Annotated in this window: 14 protein-coding genes and 1 tRNA gene; 8 read left to right on the top strand and 7 right to left on the bottom strand. The window is 69.5% G+C overall.

Annotated elements, in window-relative coordinates:
• The first annotated feature begins 186 nt into the window (after positions 1-186).
• The gene (locus ACK5F2_RS11150; protein ID WP_409864676.1) at positions 187-2,967 is read left to right on the top strand and encodes a translocation/assembly module TamB domain-containing protein; all 2,781 of its coding nucleotides are present in this window, start codon (positions 187-189) and stop codon (positions 2,965-2,967) included.
• A gap of 99 nt (positions 2,968-3,066) precedes the next feature.
• Positions 3,067-3,141, top strand: a tRNA-Arg gene (locus tag ACK5F2_RS11145).
• 35 nt (positions 3,142-3,176) lie between these two features.
• Here ACK5F2_RS11145 and ACK5F2_RS11140 read toward each other — a convergent pair.
• On the bottom strand, positions 3,177-4,790 hold the full coding sequence (locus tag ACK5F2_RS11140) for an ABC transporter permease (RefSeq protein ID WP_409864675.1): 1,614 nt from the start codon (positions 4,788-4,790) through the stop codon (positions 3,177-3,179).
• A 97-nt stretch (positions 4,791-4,887) separates the two neighbouring features.
• Here ACK5F2_RS11140 and ACK5F2_RS11135 point away from each other — a divergent pair, with 97 nt between their 5' ends.
• From ACK5F2_RS11135 to rocF, 5 genes are all read left to right on the top strand, one after another.
• Positions 4,888-5,985 (top strand): ABC transporter ATP-binding protein, encoded by a 1,098-nt coding sequence (locus ACK5F2_RS11135; RefSeq protein ID WP_409864674.1) that lies wholly within the window; start codon positions 4,888-4,890, stop codon positions 5,983-5,985.
• 197 nt (positions 5,986-6,182) lie between these two features.
• Positions 6,183-7,616 (top strand): S41 family peptidase, encoded by a 1,434-nt coding sequence (locus ACK5F2_RS11130; protein WP_409864672.1) that lies wholly within the window; start codon positions 6,183-6,185, stop codon positions 7,614-7,616.
• 114 nt (positions 7,617-7,730) lie between these two features.
• Positions 7,731-8,504: a HesA/MoeB/ThiF family protein gene (locus ACK5F2_RS11125; protein ID WP_409864671.1), complete on the top strand. Its 774-nt coding sequence runs from the start codon at positions 7,731-7,733 to the stop codon at positions 8,502-8,504.
• A 103-nt stretch (positions 8,505-8,607) separates the two neighbouring features.
• Positions 8,608-9,525 (top strand): TIGR00730 family Rossman fold protein, encoded by a 918-nt coding sequence (locus tag ACK5F2_RS11120; protein ID WP_409864670.1) that lies wholly within the window; start codon positions 8,608-8,610, stop codon positions 9,523-9,525.
• The gene (gene rocF, locus ACK5F2_RS11115) at positions 9,522-10,463 is read left to right on the top strand and encodes an arginase (protein WP_409864669.1); all 942 of its coding nucleotides are present in this window, start codon (positions 9,522-9,524) and stop codon (positions 10,461-10,463) included. The genes ACK5F2_RS11120 and rocF overlap by 4 nt, the downstream gene beginning before the upstream one ends.
• Before the next feature lie 18 nt (positions 10,464-10,481).
• Here the strand turns inward: rocF and ACK5F2_RS11110 are convergent, their stop codons facing one another.
• Both ACK5F2_RS11110 and ACK5F2_RS11105 read right to left on the bottom strand, forming a co-directional pair.
• Positions 10,482-11,372, bottom strand: coding sequence for a ketopantoate reductase family protein (locus tag ACK5F2_RS11110; protein WP_409864668.1), 891 nt, complete (start codon positions 11,370-11,372; stop codon positions 10,482-10,484).
• Positions 11,373-11,443: 71 nt separating this feature from the next.
• Positions 11,444-12,283, bottom strand: coding sequence for a DUF429 domain-containing protein (locus tag ACK5F2_RS11105; protein WP_409864666.1), 840 nt, complete (start codon positions 12,281-12,283; stop codon positions 11,444-11,446).
• 26 nt (positions 12,284-12,309) lie between these two features.
• Between ACK5F2_RS11105 and ACK5F2_RS11100 the strand changes: the two genes are divergently transcribed.
• On the top strand, positions 12,310-13,812 hold the full coding sequence (locus ACK5F2_RS11100) for a S10 family peptidase (RefSeq protein ID WP_409864665.1): 1,503 nt from the start codon (positions 12,310-12,312) through the stop codon (positions 13,810-13,812).
• Between the two features lie 30 nt (positions 13,813-13,842).
• Here ACK5F2_RS11100 and ACK5F2_RS11095 read toward each other — a convergent pair whose 3' ends face one another.
• The 4 genes from ACK5F2_RS11095 to hutI all read right to left on the bottom strand — a co-directional run bounded on the left by ACK5F2_RS11095 (position 13,843) and on the right by hutI (position 18,882).
• Positions 13,843-15,399 (bottom strand): methyl-accepting chemotaxis protein, encoded by a 1,557-nt coding sequence (locus tag ACK5F2_RS11095; RefSeq protein WP_409864664.1) that lies wholly within the window; start codon positions 15,397-15,399, stop codon positions 13,843-13,845.
• An 80-nt stretch (positions 15,400-15,479) separates the two neighbouring features.
• On the bottom strand, positions 15,480-16,880 hold the full coding sequence (gene hutF, locus ACK5F2_RS11090) for a formimidoylglutamate deiminase (protein ID WP_409864662.1): 1,401 nt from the start codon (positions 16,878-16,880) through the stop codon (positions 15,480-15,482).
• Complete coding sequence (gene hutG / locus ACK5F2_RS11085; RefSeq protein WP_409864661.1) at positions 16,877-17,683, bottom strand: N-formylglutamate deformylase; 807 nt, start codon at positions 17,681-17,683, stop codon at positions 16,877-16,879. The genes hutF and hutG overlap by 4 nt, the downstream gene beginning before the upstream one ends.
• A gap of 2 nt (positions 17,684-17,685) precedes the next feature.
• Complete coding sequence (gene hutI, locus ACK5F2_RS11080) at positions 17,686-18,882, bottom strand: imidazolonepropionase (RefSeq protein ID WP_409864660.1); 1,197 nt, start codon at positions 18,880-18,882, stop codon at positions 17,686-17,688.
• Positions 18,883-19,052 lie beyond the last annotated feature (170 nt).

The raw sequence follows: 19,052 nt of genomic DNA, 5'->3' as shown, positions 1-19,052 counted from the left end.
GTAGCGGCCCTGCAGCAAGAGCTCCGAGCTTCCGGACTGCAGGCGCAGCTGGTCCAGCTCCAGCACCTGCTGGGCATGGCGGGCCTGCAGCTCCAGCTGCAAGGGGCGTGGGGCCGCGGCCTCCGGCATGAACTGACCGTTCAGGCGCGAGCTCAGCCGCAGGGGTAGGCCCGCCATGCCCAGCAGGTGCTGGAGCTGGACCAGCTGCGCCTGCAGTCCGGAAGCTCGGAGCTCTTGCTGCAGGGCCGCTACACACCCGGCCGGGACGGGCGCTGGAGCGCCAGCCTGCAGGCCGCCGCCCACAGCTTCGACCCGCGTCTGCTCTGGAGCGGCCCACCGCGCTCCGCCTGGGCGCAGGGCACACACAGCCTGGAGGCCAGCCTCAACGCCCAGCTGCAAGGCCAGGGGCACGTCAACTGGCCCCAGGGTCAGCTCGAACTCAAGCTTGCCCCCAGCACCGTGGCCGGCCTGGCCTTGGAGGGGGGGCTGCGATATGAAGCGCTGGCCACATCCCAGCCCGGCCTGCGTGCGGAGCTGCGGGCAGGCGAAAACCGCCTGCAGCTCCAGGCCCAAGGTCTGGGCGGATCCATGCCCCTGGGCCGGCTGGACCTGGATGCCCCGCGCCTGGCCACCCTGACGCCGCTGCTGGTGCTGGCGGGGGGGCGGCCCCAGCTGGGCGGCAGTGCGCGGGCGCTGGTGGAACTGGCTCAGCAGGGCGGTGGCGCCTTGCAAAGCAGCGGCCGCGTGGATGTCCAGGCCCTCAAGCTGCTCGGTCTGCCGGCCCTGGCCGGACAGAACCTGACACTGGGGACGGGCCAGCTGAGCTGGAATGCCGACAGCCGGGCCGACGCGCCCCTGCGCGCCGAGGGTCAGCTCGGCCAGCTCAGTCTGGGGCCAACCCAGCTCTCCAGCGCCCGCCTGGACCTGCAGGGCAGTTGGGCCCGACACCGCCTGCAATGGCAGGCCCAGGGTCAGATCGCCACCCCGGGCTGGGCTCAAAGCCTGGCCGACGGCGACACCCTGGCCGCGCAGCTGAACGGCCAGCTGAACGGGCAGTTTGGCGACTCGCCCTGGCAGGCTCTGGTCCGCAGCCGCCAGCCGCTGGCCTGGCAGGGCCAGCTGGAGCAGCTGCGGCTGCAAGCCCTGTCGCAACGCACGGATCAGCCCGACTGGCTGCGCCTGCGCGAACTGGGCCTGGCCCTGAGCATAGCGTCGGACGGACGCCCCCTGGCCGCCGAGGCCAAACCCGGGCGTCTGGAGCTTGCGGGCGCACAGCTCAGCTGGAGCGAGCTGCGCTGGCAGGCCCCCCGTCCCGGCGACGTCCACCCCCGGCTGGCCCTGGATCTGGTGCTGGAGCCTCTCAAGGTCGCGCCGCTGCTGGCGCGCTGGCAGCCCGACTTTGGCTGGGGCGGGGAGCTGGTGGTGGGCGGCCGGGCGCGCGTGCGCAGCGCCCCGCAGGTCGAGGTAGACATCGCCCTGACGCGCGCGGGCGGTGATCTCAGCGTGACCGAGGGCCGCATCACCCAGGCGCTGGGCCTGAGCGATCTGCACCTCAGCCTGCAGGCCCGCGACGGGGTCTGGCATCTGGCCCAGGGCCTGGCGGGCAGCAATCTGGGCGTGCTCGCCGGCGCCCTGAGCAGCCGCACCTCGCCGCGAGCCCTGGGGCCGGGGCCACAGGACCCGCTGGAGGGTGTGCTGCAGCTGGACGTGGCCAACCTGGGCACCTGGGGCGCCTGGGTGCCGGCGGGCTGGCGCCTGGGCGGCACCTTCAACGCCGCCCTGCGCCTGGCCGGACGGGTGGGCGCGCCCGAGGTACTGGGCAGCGCCCGTGCGGCCGGCCTGCAGCTGCGCAACCCCCTGCTGGGCGTGGACGCCCGGGACGGCGAGCTGGACCTGGCCCTCGAAGGCCCCAGCGCCACCTTGCAGCGCTTCAGCATGCGCGGCGGCGAGGGCACGCTCAGCGCCCAGGGCCGGGCCGATCTGGGCGACAAGCCGCAGCTGGACATCAATCTGCAGGCCGACAAGTTCGCCCTGCTCAGCCGGGTGGACCGCCGCCTGGTCGCCAGCGGCCAGGCGCGCCTGCAAGCCGGTGAGCGCAGCCTGAGCTTCAAGGGCCAGGTGGGCGTGGACGAGGGCCTGATCGATATCTCGCGCGGCAATGCGCCCAGCCTGGATGCCGATGTGCAGGTGCTGCGCCGCGCCGATCCGCTGGCCGAGCAGAGCGTGCGCCCACGCCGCGAGAGCGGCAGCGCCGCGCCGCCCAAGATCGATGTGCAGCTGGCCCTGGACCTGGGGCGCCAGCTGCGCCTGCGCGGCCATGGCGTGGACACCCGGCTGCGCGGCGAGCTGCGGCTGCTGCACCAGGGCCAGGGGCCGCAGCTGCATGGCACGCTGCGCACCTTCGGCGGCACCTACGACGCCTACGGCCAGAAGCTGGAGATCGAGAAGGGCGAGGTGAGCTTTGCCGGGGTGGTCAACAACCCGCGCATCGATGTGCTGGCCGTGCGGCCCAACACCGAGCTGCGCGTGGGCGTCACGGTGACTGGCACGGCCATGGACCCGCGCATCAAGCTCTTCTCCGATCCCGACAAGAGCGATACCGAAAAGCTGTCCTGGCTGCTGCTGGGACGCGCCCCCGAGAATCTGGGCCGCACCGACACCGCCCTGCTGCAGCGCGCCGCCCTGGCCCTGATCAGCGGCGAGGGCGAGAGCATTTCGGGCAAGCTCATCCGCAATCTGGGCCTGGACGAGTTCTCCCTGGGCCAGGAAGACAGCGATGCCCGCGGCACCGTGGTGCGCCTGGGCAAGCAGCTCTCGCGTCGCTGGTATCTGGGCTACGAGCGCAGCCTCAACGCCACCGCCGGCAGCTGGCAGCTGATCTACCGCCTGGCCCAGCGCTTCACCCTGCGCGCCCAGGCCGGCGAAGAGAACGCCCTGGACCTCATCTGGCAATGGAAGTGGAATTGATGAGCCCCCTAGGCGCTGCGCGTGCCCACGCAGGCCCAGCGCAGAACGCTCTCCCACTCATGCGACAATCCGCGCCGCCTCGGCTCACCGAGGCCAGTCCTCTCCGTAGTTCAATGGATAGAACGGCCGCCTCCTAAGCGGCAAATACAGGTTCGATTCCTGTCGGAGGGACCAGCAACACAGCCACGCTGCCGGGCGTTGCGAAAGCCTCAACCCCGCCGCATCGCCCGCGAGAGCAGGATCACCGGGATCAGCCCCACCAGCACGATGGCCAGGGAGGGCAAGGCGGCCTCGCCCAGGCGCTCGTCGCGGGCCAGCTGGTAGGCCACCACGGCCAGGGTGTCGCTGTTGAAGGGGCGCAGCACCAGGGTGGCGGGCAGCTCCTTCATCACGTCCACAAAGACCAGCAGGGCCGCGGCCAGGGCCGAGCGCGCCAGCAGCGGCGCATGCACCTCCAGGAACAGGCGGCGGCGCGAGGCGCCCAGCATGCGGGCGGTCTCGTCCATGGTGGGCGAGATGCGGGCGTAGCCGGCCTCCAGGGACTGCAGGGCCACGCCCGAGAAGCGCACCATATAGGCATAGAGCAGCCCCAGGGCGGTGCCGGTCATGAGCGCCGGCAAGCCCAGAGCCGGCCAGTGCTGCTGCATCCAGCCCAGGGGCAGCAGGATGCCGATGGCGATCACCGCGCCCGGCACGGCATAGCCCAGAGACACGATGCGCGAGGAGGCCTGCAGCAGCGGGTCGCGCCCGGCGCCGCGCACCCGCGCCAGCCAGGCCAGCACCAGGGCCAGAGCCACCGTGAGCACCGCCGCCAGCCCGGCCAGCTTGAGGCTCACCAGGCTCCACTGCACAAAGCGCTCCAGCGGCAGACCCAGCTCGTTGTACTGCGCCTCCTGCCACATCAGGCGCAGCAGCACCAGCACCGGCAGCACAAAGCCCAGCAGGATGGGCAGCGCGCACAGCAGCCAGGCGCCCAGGGCCGGCCAGCCCTGCAGACGCAGGGGGCGTGCCTCGGCCGCATTCAGGGCGCCGCTGCGGCTGCTGGCAAAGCGCAGCCGCGCCTGGGCCCGCCGCTCCAGCCACAGCAAGAACGCCACCGCCAGCAAGAGCACCGAGGCCAGCTGGGCCGCCGCGATCTTGTCGTTCATGACCAGCCAGGCCTTGTAGATGCCGGTGGTCAGGGTGGTGAGCCCGAAATAGGCACCCACGCCGTAGTCGGCCAGGGTCTCCATCAGGGCCAGGGCGATGCCGGCGGCCAGGGCCGGCCGCGCCAGCGGCAGGGCCACTTCGCGCACCCGGCGCAGCGTGCCCGCGCCCAGCATGCGTGCGGCCTCCATCAGGGCGACGCCGCGCTCGGTGAGCGCGGTGCGGGCCAGCAGATAGACATAGGGGTACAGGCAGAGCACGAAGAGCACGATGGCGCCGGGCAGGCTGCGCACATCGGGCCACAGCGCCCCCTGGGCGCCACTGATCGCCCGCAGCCAGGTTTGCAGCGGACCGCTGAACTGCAGGGCATCGGTATAGGCATAGGCCGCCACATAGGCCGGCATGGCCATGGGCAGCAGCAGGCCCCACTCGAAGAAGCGCCGGCCCGGGAAGTCAAACAGGCTCACCGCCGCGGCCGTGGCCCCACCCACCAGGGCCACGCCCAGGGCCACGCTCACCGACAGCAGCAGCGAAGACCAAGCGTACTCGGGCAGCACGGTCTGCAGCTGGTGGTTCAGGATGTCCAGGGCCTGGGCGTCCAGGGCCAGCCAGGAGCCCAGAATGCCCAGCACGGGCACGGTCAGCAGCAGACAGAACAGGGTGACGAGGCGCAGCATGCGGGCTGCCGCCCGGCGGGGCGGCTTGAGAAATATCAAATCAAATGAGAACGAGGCGCATTCGGCCGCCTCGGCAAGCCCGGTATCATAGGCCCCCATGTTTCTTGCACTTGAGCAGGTCGGCCTGTACTACCCGGGCGCGGCCACGGGCCGTCGGGCGGTGGACGGTGTTTCCTTCGGCTTGGCCCGCGGCCAGATCGGGGTGCTGATCGGTCCCTCGGGCTGCGGCAAGACCTCGCTGCTGCGCAGCATTGCCGGGCTGGAGCGCCTGTCCAGCGGCCGGATCAGCATTGATGGCGAACTCCTGGCCGATGCGGCCAGCGATCTGCACACCCCGCCCGAGGCGCGCCGGGTGGGCATGGTCTTTCAGGACTACGCCCTCTTCCCTCACCTCTCGGTGGCCGACAATATCGGCTTCGGTCTGCGCCATCTGAGTCGCGGCGAGCGGCAGGAGCGGATTCATCAGGTGCTGGATCTGGTGGGCCTGGCCCATGCCGCCAAGCGCGCGCCGCACCAGCTCTCGGGCGGTCAACAGCAGCGCGTGGCCCTGGCCCGCGCCCTGGCGCCCGCACCGCGGCTGCTGCTGCTGGACGAGCCCTTCTCCAGCCTGGACGTGGACCTGCGCGAGCATCTCTCGCAGGAGCTGCGCGGCATCCTGCAGGAAAGCGGCACCACCGCCCTCTTCGTCACGCACGACCAGGCCGAGGCCTTTGCCCTGGGCGACCGGGTGGGCGTGATGCACCAGGGCCGGCTGGAGCAATGGGACGAGTCCTACGCCGTCTATCACCGCCCGGCCACCCGCTTCGTGGCGGACTTCATCGGTCACGGGGTGTTTGCACCGGCCAAGGTGGTCCAGGGGCCAGGCGGCCCCGTGGTGCAGACCCCGCTGGGCGAGCTCAGCGAGGCCGGGGAATGTCCCCTGCCCGAGGCCTACCCGGACGGCGAATGCGAGGTGCTGCTGCGGGCCGATGACATCGTGCATGACGATGATGCCCCGGTGAAAGCGCAGATCGAGCGCAAGATCTTCCGCGGCGCCGAGTTCCTCTACACCCTGCGCCTGGTCAGCGGCGAGCGTCTGGTCGCCCACGTGCCCTCGCACCATGACCACCATGTGGGCGAATGGATAGGCATACGCGCCCACGTGGACCATGTGGTGACTTTCAGGCGCCCCGAAACCCAGACAGCCGAGCCCTGAGGCATCCGGACAAGCCCCCATCCGTGTAAAGGGACGCAAAGTCCGCTTGAATGCGGCGAATTAGCCCGTCAAATGGGGGCCTCCACCAAGGCTTGAGCACAGGCGCACGCCTATACTTCGAGCCAGGTTGATAGCCCCTGCGCCCCGCGGGGCAAGACCGGGAATGGCTGTACATCACCGATAGGAACACTCGCATCATGGGTGCCAAACTTAAAGTTGCAGGCTGGGTGGCGTTGGGCGCCCTTGCAGGCGCGATGACCACGATGCAGCTGCAGGCCAATGCGCGCAGCAGCCTGTCGCCGCTGCCTTTGGAGGAACTGCAGCAACTCGCTGCCGTGTTCGGCATGGTCAAGTCCGACTATGTGGAGCCGGTCGACGAGAAAAAGCTCATCAATGACGCCATCGCCGGCATGGTTTCCGGCCTGGACCCGCACTCCCAGTTCTTTGACAAGAAGAGCTTCAAGGAGTTCCGCGAAGGCACCAGCGGCAAATTCGTGGGCGTGGGCATCGAGATCGGCATGGAAGACGGCCTGGTCAAGATCGTCTCGCCCATCGAGGGCAGCCCCGCCTTCCGCGCCGGCCTCAAGAGCGGCGACCTGATCAGCCGCATCGACGACACCGGCGTCAAGGGCCTGAGCCTGGATCAAGCCGTCAAGCGCATGCGCGGCGAGCCCAATACCAAGGTCACGCTGATGATCTTCCGCAAGGCCGAGAACCGCAGCTTCCCGGTCACCATCACCCGCGAGGAAATCCGGGTGCAGAGCGTGCGCGCCAAGGTGGTGGAGCCCGGCTACGCCTGGCTGCGCGTAAGCCAGTTCCAGGACCGTACGGTTGACGACTTCGTCAAGAAGCTCGAAGAGATCTACAAGCAGGAGCCTCATCTTAAGGGCCTGGTGCTGGATCTGCGCAACGACCCGGGCGGCCTGCTGGAGGCCTCGGTGGCCATCTCGGCCGCCTTCCTGCCGCGCGACGTCGAGGTGGTGTCCACCAACGGTCAGATCCCCGACTCCAAGGCCAGCTTCAAGGCCAGCCCCGACTTCTATCTGCGCCGCGGTGGTGTGGACCCGCTCAAGAGGCTGCCGGTGGCGCTCAAGACCGTGCCCCTGGTGGTGCTGGTCAACGAGGGCTCGGCCTCGGCCAGCGAAATCGTGGCGGGCGCGCTGCAGGATCACAAGCGCGCCATCATCATGGGCGCCCAGACCTTCGGCAAGGGCTCGGTGCAGACCGTGCGCCAGCTCAGCCCCGAGACGGCGCTCAAGATCACCACGGCACGCTACTACACCCCGGCCGGCCGCTCCATCCAGGCCAAGGGCATCGTGCCCGATGTGATGCTGGACGAGACCGCCGAGGGCAATGTCTTCGCCGCCCTGCGCATGCGTGAGGCCGACCTCGAGAAGCATCTGAACAACGGCCCCGAGGAAAAGGACGAGGCCCGGGAGAAGGCCCGCGAGGAAGCCCGTCAGAAGCTGGAGGCCGAATTCGCCAAGAAGAACGAGCCGCCCAAGCCCCTGCCCGAGTTCGGCTCGGCCGAGGACTTCCAGTTGCAGCAGGCACTCAACCAGCTCAAGGGCCGTCCGGTCCTGGCCTCCAAGACCGCGACCGAGCGCAAGGCCGAGGCCAAGGTCGAGTAAATCGCCCAGGCCAACAGGGCATCTGTCCCCTGCCCCCGTCAATGGCCCGCCCCGAGCGGGCCATTGTCTTTGCGGACGGCCGCTGGAGCCGCCGCGCGGCGCTATGCTTGCCCCATGAATGACGAACAGTTGCTGCGCTACTCCCGACACATCATGCTGGACGAGATCGGGATCGAGGGCCAGCAAAAGCTGCTGGACAGCCACGCCCTCATCATCGGCGCCGGCGGCCTGGGCTCCCCGGCCGCGCTCTATCTGGCCACGGCCGGGGTGGGGCAGATCACCCTGGTGGACCACGACACGGTGGACCTGACCAATCTGCAACGCCAGATCGCCCACAGCCTGGAACGCGTGGGGCAGCCCAAGGTGGAGTCTGCGGCCCGGGCCATCGCTGCGCTCAACCCCGAGCTGCGGGTACGGACCGTGGCGCAGCGCGCCGACGCGAGCCTGTTGGCCGAGCTGGTGGCCCAGGCCGATGTGGTGCTGGACTGCAGCGACAACTTCCCCACCCGCCAAGCCGTCAACCAAGCCTGCGTGCAGCAGTCTCGCCCCTTGGTCTCGGGCGCGGCCCTGGGTTTTGATGCGCAAATCAGCGTCTACGACCTGCGCGGCGCCCAAGCGCCCTGCTATGCCTGCCTCTTCCCCCCCGACGCGCGCCCCGAAGAACAGCGTTGCGCCACCATGGGCGTGTTTGCCCCCCTGGTGGGCATCATCGGCAGCCTGCAGGCCGCTGAAGCCCTCAAGCTGCTGCTGGGCCTGCCCGGGCTCGGTGGGCGGCTGCAGATGCTGGAGGCCCGAAGCATGGAATGGAGCGAAATCATCGTTCACAAAGACCCGGCCTGCCCCGTTTGCAAAGCACGCAAGCCGGTGTTCTCAGAATTAATTTCTTAATTAACAAGAAACTACGCAACAAAATTGTTCGCAGCGCCCAGTATGCTGCGCCCCGGGGCTTGAGGGCCCGTCCGATGAGGCGCCCCGTGCGCCAAGCAAGATCATGTTCAAGCGTCAACAGCCTCTGACCCGCAACTTCCCCAGCGCCAAGGAGTCCGCCGAGGTTCAGGCCCATGTGGTGCCAGAGCCGCGCTACGACGGGCCCGAAAGCGCCTACAAGCTGGCCTTCACCGACAACGACTTCCTGCTGCGCGAGGAACTCCGTCCGGTGCGCATGCAGCTGGAGCTGCTCAAGCCCGAGTTGGTGCAACAGGAGCAGGACATCAAGGCCACGGTGGTGATCTTCGGCAGCGCACGCATCCTCTCCGAGCATGCCGCCAAGGCCGCCGTGGCCCAGGCCAAGGCCGCCGGCGACCCGCACGCGCTCAAGCGTGCCGAGGTGGGCCTGAGCATGAGCCGCTACTACGAAGAGGCGCGCCGCTTCGCGCGCCTGGTGACCGAGGCCTCGACCCGGCGTGCCGAGCCGCTCTATGTGGTCACGGGCGGTGGCCCCGGCATCATGGAAGCCGGCAACCGCGGCGCCTATGAGGCGGGTGGCAAGAGCATAGGCCTGAACATCGTGCTGCCCCATGAGCAGCACCCCAATCCCTACATCACGCCGGAGCTGTGCTTCCAGTTCCACTACTTCGGCCTGCGCAAGATGCACTTCCTGATGCGCTCGGTCGCCCTGGTGTGCTTCCCGGGCGGATTCGGCACGCTGGACGAGCTCTTCGAGACCATGACCCTGATCCAGACGGGCAAGTGCCGGCATCGCCCCATCCTGCTGTTCGGGCGCGAGTTCTGGACGCGGCTGATCAATTTCGAGCTTCTGATCGAGACCGGCATGATCAGCCCGGGCGACGAGAAGCTCTTCCACTTCGTTGAGAGCGCCGAGGAGGCCTGGGCCCTGCTCGAGCGCGAGTATGAACAGACCCTGGCCCTGGACCCGGCCGAAACCCCGCAAGGAAAGAAGCAGCGATGAACAGCAGCAGCCATCACCCACATGCCCCCCGCACCGTCTCCCTGATCGGCGCGCCCACCGATGTGGGTGCCGGCGCCCGCGGCGCCAGCATGGGCCCCGAGGCTCTGCGGGTGGCCGGCCTGGGCCCGGCCCTGCAGGCACGCGGCGTCGAGGTGCTGGACCGCGGCAACCTCAGCGGCCCGCCCAACCCCTGGCTGCCGCCGGTGGACGGCTACCGCCATCTGGACGAGGTGGTGGCCTGGAACCGCGCCGTGCACGAGGCCGTGCATGGCGAGCTGCAACAGGGCCGCATGCCCATCCTGCTGGGTGGCGACCACTGCCTGGGCCTGGGCTCCATCTCGGCCGTGGCCCGCCACTGCCGCGAGACCGGCAAGAAGCTGCGCGTGCTCTGGCTGGACGCCCATGCCGACTTCAACACCAACCAGCTCACGCCCAGCGGCAATATCCACGGCATGCCCGTAGCCTGCCTCTGCGGCTTCGGCCCCCAGGCCCTGATCGAGATCGGCGGCCATGTGCCAGCCATGAGCCCCAAGTGGATACGCCAGATCGGCATCCGCAGCGTGGACGAGGGCGAGAAGCGCTTTGTGCATGAGCAGGACCTGGAGGTCTTCGACATGCGCTACATCGACGAGATGGGCATGCGCCACACCATGGAGCTGGCCCTGGCCACCCTGGACGCCAACACCCATCTGCACGTCAGCTTCGACGTGGACTTCCTGGACCCCGAGATTGCCCCCGGCGTGGGCACCACCATCCCCGGCGGCCCCACCTACCGCGAGGCCCAGCTCTGCATGGAAATGATTGCCGACACCGGCCTGCTCGCATCCCTGGATGTGATGGAACTCAACCCGGCCCTGGACGTGCGCAACAAGACGGCCGAGCTGGCGGTGGACCTGATCGAATCTCTCTTCGGTAAATCCACCCTGATGCGCAAGTAAGACGCGACCCCAGCCGCCTCAGGCCGGCCGCGCCTCGGCCAGCTTGACCAGGGTGTGCAGCACCCGGTTGGCGGGCGTGGGAATGCCCAGCGCCTCGCCGCGGCGCAGCACATGGCCGTTGAGATGGTCGATCTCGGTAGGCTTGCCGCGCATCAGGTCCTGGGCCGTGGAGGAGAACTGGCCCGGCATGGTCTGGGCCAGACCGCGCACCGCAATCAGCGGATCGGCCGGCAGCTGCACGCCCTCGGCCCGCACCACCGCCACGCACTCGGCCACCACATCGTCCATCACCGCCGGCACGCCGGGCCGCTGCACCAGCTCGCCATAGGGCAGGCGGGCCAGGGCCGAGAGCGCGTTGTAGGCGCAGTTGAGGATGAGCTTGGCCCACAGCGCGCCGCGCACATTGGGTGAAATCTCGGCCGGCACGCCGGCCTGGGCCAGCGTGGGCAGCAGGGCCTCGGCCACCGGCTCCAGCACCAGCTCGCCGCGGCCGTGGTGCAGCAGATGGCCCGGCCCGGCCATCTCGGTGGCCACATAGACCACCGCCGCCGAGACCCGCTGCTCGGGCAGCAGCTCGCGCAGGCGCTCAGCATTGTCCACCCCGTTCTGCAGGCTCAGCAGCAGGGCGCCGGGCGCCAGATGCGGGCGCAGGGCCTGGGCCGCCGCCTCGGTATCGGGCGACTTGACGCAAAAGAGCAGCAGCTCGGCCCCCGCCGCCGCGGCCGGCTCGGTGCTGGCCGCCAGGCGCAGGGTCTCGTCGAACTGGCGGGTCTGCAGGCGCAGGCCCTGGCGGCGCACCGCCTCCACATGGGCCGGCCGCCCGATCAGCACCACCTCATGCCCGGCGCGCGCCAGCATGCCGCCAAAGTAGCAGCCCACCGCCCCCGCGCCCATCACTGCGACTCGCATGCTCACTCCATTGACTGTCTTGGATTGGATTCAGGCCGCCATGATGTCATGCGGCTGGTGCCGCCAGAGATTCAGGCACTGATGATCCATCCCTCCACCGGATCGAGCGCCGTCGGCAGGCCATAGCCCGGCTGCTCCGCGGCCCAGCCGGCCTGCAGCAGGCAGAGCACGGCGTCCAGCAGATCGCCGCGGGCATCGTCCACCAAGGCCTCGCGCTGGGCATGGCTGAGCTTGAGGCGCAGACCCAGGCGGCTGCAGCCCTGCTCCAGGGCGTCCACCAGGTCCTTGCGGGCGATCAGGCGCGCCTCGTCCTGCTTGGCCGGCTCGTCGCTCTTGTAGCTGCGCCGCCCCAGCAGCTCGCGCGCCAGCAGGCCCGGGTAGGCCTCCAGGGCCACGCGCGCCGGGTCGCCGGCCTGCAGCCCCGGCAGGCTCACGCCGGCGGCCAGCAGGCGGGGTGCGCCCGCATGCAGCATATAGGCCACCGGCGGGTTGACCCATTTCATCGAGGGGGATGCGCCGGCCGGCGCATCGCTGGCGCGGTGGGCGAACTTGGCGCCCGCGGGCCGGGCGGCACAGAAGGCGGCGAACTGCGCACGGATCGTGGCGCGGTCCAGACTGGCGTAGTGCCGGATCAGGCTGGCCCAGTCCGCGCGCGGCCAGTCCAGGGTCTCGACCAGCTCGCGCGGCAGGCCGAAGGGAAAGTCGCAGCCCGCCAACCAGGGGCCGGGGCGCGCCAGCAAGGCCTCGAACTCCGCCAGGCTGGGCAGGGCTTCCAGGCGGTCCAGCTGCAAGACCTGGCCCCGGCGGCGCCCGAAAGCGGCGGTGATGGGTTTGCGCCGGGTGGGCGCGCTGCTGAAGTCAATGCCGATCAACAGCAGGTCGGCGGTGGACGGACGGGGGCTAGAGTGCATGCCAGCACTTTAGGGGAGACCGCCACATGAGCAGCCACCAGGACCCGCAAGCCAGCACCAGCCCTCAGGGCAAAGACAACAACGCCGCCGCCACGAGCGAGGCGCCGGTGGAGCGCTTGGTGCTCACCGAGCATCGCCTGGCCCTGGGCCGCCAGACCCTGGACTATCAGGCCACCTGCGGCACCCTGCCCCTGCGCGAGCTGACGGTGGAGGACGGCAAGCAGCAGGGAGAGAAGACGCGCGCCAGCGTCTTCTTCATTGCCTACACCGCCAAGGACCGCGCACCGGGCGAGCGCCCGCTGTGCTTTGTGTTCAACGGCGGGCCGGGCTCCTCCAGCGTCTGGCTGCATCTGGGTCTGCTGGGCCCGCAGCGCGTGGCCTGCGACGAGATGGGGCATTGCGGCACGCCGCCCTATGCCCTGGAAGACAATCCCTTGAGCCTGCTGGCGGTGGCCGATCTGGTCTTCATCGACCCGGTGGGCACCGGCCACTCGCGCATGCAGCCCGGCGAGAAGTCGGCCGAGTTCCACGACTACCAGCGCGATCTGGACGCGGTGGGCGAGTTCATCCGCCTCTACCTGACGCGCTGGAACCGCTGGGCCAGCCCCAAGTACCTGATCGGCGAGAGCTATGGCACCACGCGCGCCGCCGGGCTCTCGCGCCATCTGCAGGAAAAGCACGATGTGCATCTCAATGGCCTGGTCCTGGTCTCGCTGGCCCTGGACTTCCAGACCCTGAGCTTCGACCCCGGCAACGAGCTGCCCTACCCGCTCTACCTGCCCACTTACGCCGCGACCGCCTGGTACCACCAGGCCCTGGCCCCGGCCCAGCAGAAAAAGCCGCTCAAGCGCCTGATCAAGGAGGCCGAGGACTTTGCCAACGGCGAGTACTGGCTGGCCCTGATGCAGGGCTCGCGCCTGAGCGCCGCGGCGCGCAAGAAGATTGCCGAGCGCATGGCGGCGCTCACCGGGCTCTCGGCCGAGTACCTGCTGCGCTGCGATCTGCGGCCCACCGAGTTCCGCTTCTTCAAGGAGCTGCTGCGCCAGCGCGGCCAGACCGTGGGCCGGCTGGACAGCCGCTTTCTGGGGCTGGACCGCGACGACGCCGGTGAGCATCCCGAGGAGGACGCCGGCATGAACAATCTGGTGGGCGCCTATGCGGCCGGCATCAACCGCGTGCTGCGCGACAAGCTGGGCTGGACCAGCGACCAGCCCTATCTGCTGCACGCGCCGCTGTGGAAGACCTGGTCCTGGAAAGGCCACGAGAACAAATACCTGGCCGCCGGCGACAGCCTGCGCCGCGCCCTGCAGGCCAACCCGGCCATGCGCGTCTATGTGGCCAGCGGCTACTTCGACCTGGCCACACCGCATGCCGCGGGCGACTACAGCCTGGCCCATCTGGGCCTGCGCGAGCCGCTGCAGGGCCAGATCCAGGTGAGCTATTTCGAGGCCGGCCACATGATGTACATCCACCGCCCCTCGCTGGAGCGCATGGCGGCGGAGCTGCGGCGCTTCGTCAGCCCCGCCTGAACCCGCAGCCGGGGCGGCTGTGCCCCGGCCTCAGGCCAGCTTGAATACCGACACCGTGCGCGCCAGCTCCTCGGCCTGCTGCTGCAGGCTCTGGGCGGCGGCCGCCGACTGCTCGACGAGCGCGGCGTTCTGCTGTGTCATCTCGTCCAGGCTGGAGATGGCCTGACCGATCTGGTTGATGCCCGAGCTCTGCTCGCCCGTGGCATGGCTGATCTCGGAGACGATGCTGCTCACACGCTCGATGGCGCCCATGATCTCCTTCATGGTCTCGCCGGCCCGGTACACCAGCTGGGCGCCGTTGTCCACGTTCTCACCGCTGGCGGTGATCAGAGCCTTGATCTCCTTGGCCGCCTCGGCACTGCGTTGGGCCAGGGTCCGCACCTCGCCGGCCACGACGGCAAATCCGCGGCCCTGCTCACCGGCCCGCGCTGCCTCCACCGCGGCATTCAGGGCCAGGATATTGGTCTGGAAGGCAATGCCGTCGATCACGGCGATGATGTCGCTGATCTTGGCTGACGAGGCGCTGATGCGATCCATGGTGTTGACCACCTCGCCCACCACCGCGCCACCGCGACGCGCCACATCGGCCGCATCCTGGGCCAGCTGATTGGCCTGGCGGGCCGAGTCGGCGTTGTGGTTCACGCTGGCCGTGAGCTGCTCCATGGCCGAGGCGGTCTCCTCCAGGCTGGAAGCCGCCTGTTCGGTACGGTGACTCAGATCCTGGCTGCCTATGGCCACCTCGCGCGAGGCGGTGGCGATGCTGTCCGTCGACTGCCTGACGCCGGTCACCACATTCACCAGGGACTCCTGCATGGCCGCAACGCCACGCATCACGGCGGCGGTTTCATCCTGGCCGGACACCCTCACCCGCCCGCTGAGGTCCTGGCCGGCTATGCGCTCGGCCGTGCTCACAGCTTCTTCAAGTGGCCTGAGGATGGACGTCAGGTTGAACCAGGTGAAGCTGAGAATTGAGACGATGCCAATCACGATGACTGCGCCCAGGGCGATGCGCGCACTGCGCTCCTCGGCGCGCAGCCTGTCCTCCTCGGCCTCGGCATGCTTGTCGATCTGCTCGGTCACCAGGGCCAACTGCTTGTCCAGCTCGCGCACCGGGCCCTTGATGGGCTCGGTGGCCTGATTGGCTGTGGCGGTATCGCTGAACTCACCCTTGGCAATGCGCTGGTGAATGCCGTCGAAGCCGCTTTTGTAGGACTGCAGAGACTGCAGCATCTGCTCCGGCCGCTTGCGGACATCGTCTGCCACGTCCAGCTTGGCAATTGCCTGCAGGCCCTCAGCGACCTTGGCGTAGGTGCCGTCCCAGTCCTTCTTGTAACGTTCCACCAGCTTGGCGTCCGCCAGGTTGATCAGCAGATCCTTCTCGTAGCGCCGCAGATTGCCGACACCAGCCCGCACATGGGAGAGCTGCTTGAGCGCCTCCATATCGTTTTCGGCAAAGTGCTCGAAGTTCACCTGGGCCCTGTGCAGGCTCCACAGGCCATCGCCTCCGATGATCACTATGGCCAGCGCCGAGACGCCAGCCAGCAGGTACAGGCGCGCTTTGATCGTAAAACGCCTCAGGTCCAACATATGAGCCTCCTGACGATTCCAACGACGTTATGCCGTCCAGCATATCCAAGCCGCGTCAGGAGCGCTAGCCGGTGAGGTGGTCAGCCCGCGACACCCCGCCACAGCGTCTGCATGGCCTCAGCAAAGGTCTGCCGAGCGGAATTCGCGGCGGGGGAGTTATCACGCAGGGTCAGGCTTTGCCGGCCCGCCACCCAAACCTGGGACAGGGCACGCCCTGCGCTGGCAAACACCAGGCCGTCCAGCAGATGGCCGGGGGGCAGGCCCAGCAGGCCGTCCGCCTGGGCGTCCAGCACCAGAAAGTCGGCCCGCGCCCCGGGCTTCAGGCCCCAGCTGTCAAGGCCGGCGGGGGCGGCACTGCCCTGCAGCATGCGCTGGAACAGGCGCGCCGCCGTGGCCGGCTGATGCGCCGGATCAGCTCCGACATTGCGCCGCTGCAGGCCCAGGCGCTGGCCGTATTCCAGCCAGCGCAGCTCCTCCACCCAGCCGCGCGTGACCTGGCTGTCCGAGCCCAGGCTCAGCGGCACCTCGGCCGCCAGCCAGCCCGGCAGATCGCACAAGCCATCGCCCAGATTGGCCTCGGTGCCGGGGCAGATCACCACGCCAGCGCCGCTATTGGCCACAGCCTGGATCTCCTCGGCCGTGCTGTGCGTGGCATGGACCAGCTGCCAGCGCGCGTCGGGACTGAACTGGCTGCACAAATGGGCCATGGGCCGCTGGCCGGTGCTGGCCAGGCAGTCGCGCACCTCGGCCTGCTGCTCGCTGATATGGATGTGGATGGGCACGGGCGCCTCACCCACCAGGCCTTGCAGGACCTGGATGTCGGCCGCATGGGCGGCGCGCAGGGAATGCAGGGCCACGCCGGCATTCACCAGGGGCAGGCCCGCGGCATTGATGCGCTGGCAGGCGCGCCAGACCCAGTCGGCATCGGTGGCGAAGCGGCGTTGGTCGGGGCGCAGGGCGGGCTGCTGGAAGCCGGCATGGGCATAGAGCACGGGCAGCAGGGTCAGGCCTATGCCCGCCTCCTGCGCCGCCTCGGCCAGGGCCCAGCTCATGGCCAGGCCGTCGCCGGGGTAGGCGCTGCCATACTCGGCATGGTGCAGGTAGTGGAACTCGCAGACCTGGGTGTAGCCGCCGGCCAGCAGCTCGGCATAGAGCTGACGCGCCACGGCCTTGAGCTGGGCCGGCGCGATGCGCAGGGCCACGCCGTACATGCGCTCGCGCCAGGACCAGAAGTCGTCGCTCTCGCTCTCGCGCCGCTCGGACAAGCCGGCAAAGGCGCGCTGGAAGGCATGGCTGTGGGCATTGACCAGGCTGGGGATCACCGGGCCTTCGAGCACCCGGGCGCCGGCGGGCGCGGCCTGACCGGGGCTGAAACGGGCCCAGTGGCCGCGTGCGTCCAGCTCCATCAGCACCTGGTACTGCCAGCCCCCATCCAGCCAGGCCTGGGGCGCCCAGAAAGCTTGTGTCGGGGCGCCGCTCATGCCGCGGGCCTCCAGGCCAGCAGGGTCTGCAGCAGGCACTTGAGCAGGGGCTGCACCCGCGCGGCGCGGGCCTCGTCATAGGCAAAGCTGCCGTCTTCCTGCATATAGCAGCTCCAGCACATCTCCAGCTGCACCGCATGCTGGCCCAGCGCCGGCCGGCCATAGTGGCGGGTGATGTGGCCGCCCTTGAAGCGGCCGTTCACCACCTGGCTGTAGCCGCTCTGCGCGGCCAGCACCTCAGCCAGGCTCTGGGTGATGGCGGCATCGCAGCTGCGGCCATCGGCCGTGCCCAGATTCAGGTCCCAGAGCTTGCCCTCGAAGAGCCAGGGCAGCTCGGACTTGATGCTGTGCGCATCGAAGAGCAGGGCGTAGCCGTGCTGGGCCTTGAGCCGGTCCAGCTCGCCCTGCAGGGCCTGGTGATAGGGGCGCCAGTAGGCTTCGCGGCGGCGCAGCTTCTCGGCCGCGTCGGGCGCCTGGCCCTCCAGGTAGAGCGGCTCGCCGCTGAAGAAACGGGTGGGGCAGAGCTCGGTGTTGGAGGCGCCCGGGTACATGGGCGTGTCTTCCGGCGGGCGGTTCAGGTCGATCAGATAGCGCGAGTAGCGCGGCACAATCAGGCTGGCGCCCAGCTCGGCGGCGATCTCGCCGTACAGGCGCTCCAGATGCCAGTCGGTGTCTTCGCTCTGCAGGGCGCGCGCCTGGTAGCGCGGCTGCTGATCGGCGGGAATCTCGCTGCCCACATGGGGCATGCTGATCAGCAGGGGGCTGCTGCCGGGGCGCAGGGTGTAGACGGATTCAGTGCTCATCTTCAAGTCACCTTGCCGCCCCACACGCGCTGAAGCAGCGGGTTGCGGCCGAAGTAGTAGGAAAGTTCGTTGGGATGCTCCACATCCCAGACGCAGAAATCGGCGCGCAGGCCCGGCGCCAGGCGGCCACGGTCGGCCAGGCCCAAGGCGCGCGCCGCATGCTGGGTCACGCCGCGCAGGGCCTCCTCGGGTGTGAGCCGGAACAGGGTGCAGGCCATGTTCAGCATCAGCAGCAGGGACAGGGTCGGCGAGGTGCCGGGGTTGTGGTCGGTGGAGAGGGCGATGGGCACGGCGGCAGCGCGCAGGGCCGCCACCGGCGGCAGCTTGGTCTCGCGCAGAAAGTAGTAGGCGCCGGGCAGCAGGGTGGCCACCGTGCCACTGGCGGCCAGGGCCTGCACGCCCTCGGGGCTCAGGTACTCCAGATGGTCGCAGGACAGAGCCCCGAACTCGCAGGCCAGCTGGGTGCCGCCCTGGTCGGAGAGCTGCTCGGCATGCAGCTTGACCGGCAGGCCCAGGGCCCGGGCCGCCTCGAACACACGCCGGGTCTGTGCGGGCGTGAAGCCTATGCCCTCGCAGAAGGCATCCACCGCGTCCACCAGGCCCTCGCGCTGCAGCTGGGGCATCCAGGCGCAGACGGCCTCCACATAGTCATCCTGCCGGCCCTGGAACTCGGGCGGCAGGGCATGGGCGCCCAGATAGCTGGTGCGCACCTGGGCGCCCTGCAGGGCGCGGGCGGTGCGCAGGCAGCGGGCCTCGCTCTCCAGGTCCAGGCCATAGCCGGACTTGACCTCGACGGTGGTCACGCCCTCGGCGGTCAGCGCGTCCAGGCGGCGCTGGGCCAGGCGCAGCAGCTGGTCGGCATCCGCTTCGCGGGTGGCGGCCACGGTGGAACGGATGCCGCCACCGGCCCGGGCGATCTCTTCATAGCTGGCGCCCTGCAGGCGCAGCTCGAACTCGCGCGCACGCTGGCCGCCATAGACCAGATGGGTGTGGCAGTCGATCAGGCCCGGCGTCAGGACCGCGCCGCGCAGATCATGTTCGGCGGCCGGCGTCAGGCCCGCGGGCAGCTCGGATTCCGGGCCCACCCAGACGATGTGCTCGCCCTCGGTGATCAGGGCCCCCTGCTCCACCCAGCCCCAGGGCTGGGCACCGTCCAGTGTGGCCAGGCGCGCGCCGCGCCACAAGCTCTTGTCCGTCATGCGGTCCTCATTCGCTCCAGCTCATCCACCAGGCTCCGCCCTGCCCTTCGAAGCTCAGGGGCTGGGCCGCCGGCTGCTCGCACCAGGCCAGGCTCAGCGGTGCCAGCGGCATGCGGCGCCCGCCGTGGACCAGGGTGCCGCCCGCGGCACTGAACAGGCCCAGCCACTGG

It is taken from the genome of Roseateles sp., from assembly GCF_046300915.1.
Lineage (GTDB): Bacteria > Pseudomonadota > Gammaproteobacteria > Burkholderiales > Burkholderiaceae_C > Kinneretia.
The sequence above is the reverse complement of the archived record's forward strand: the minus strand, read 5'-3'. Positions and strand labels throughout refer to the sequence as shown.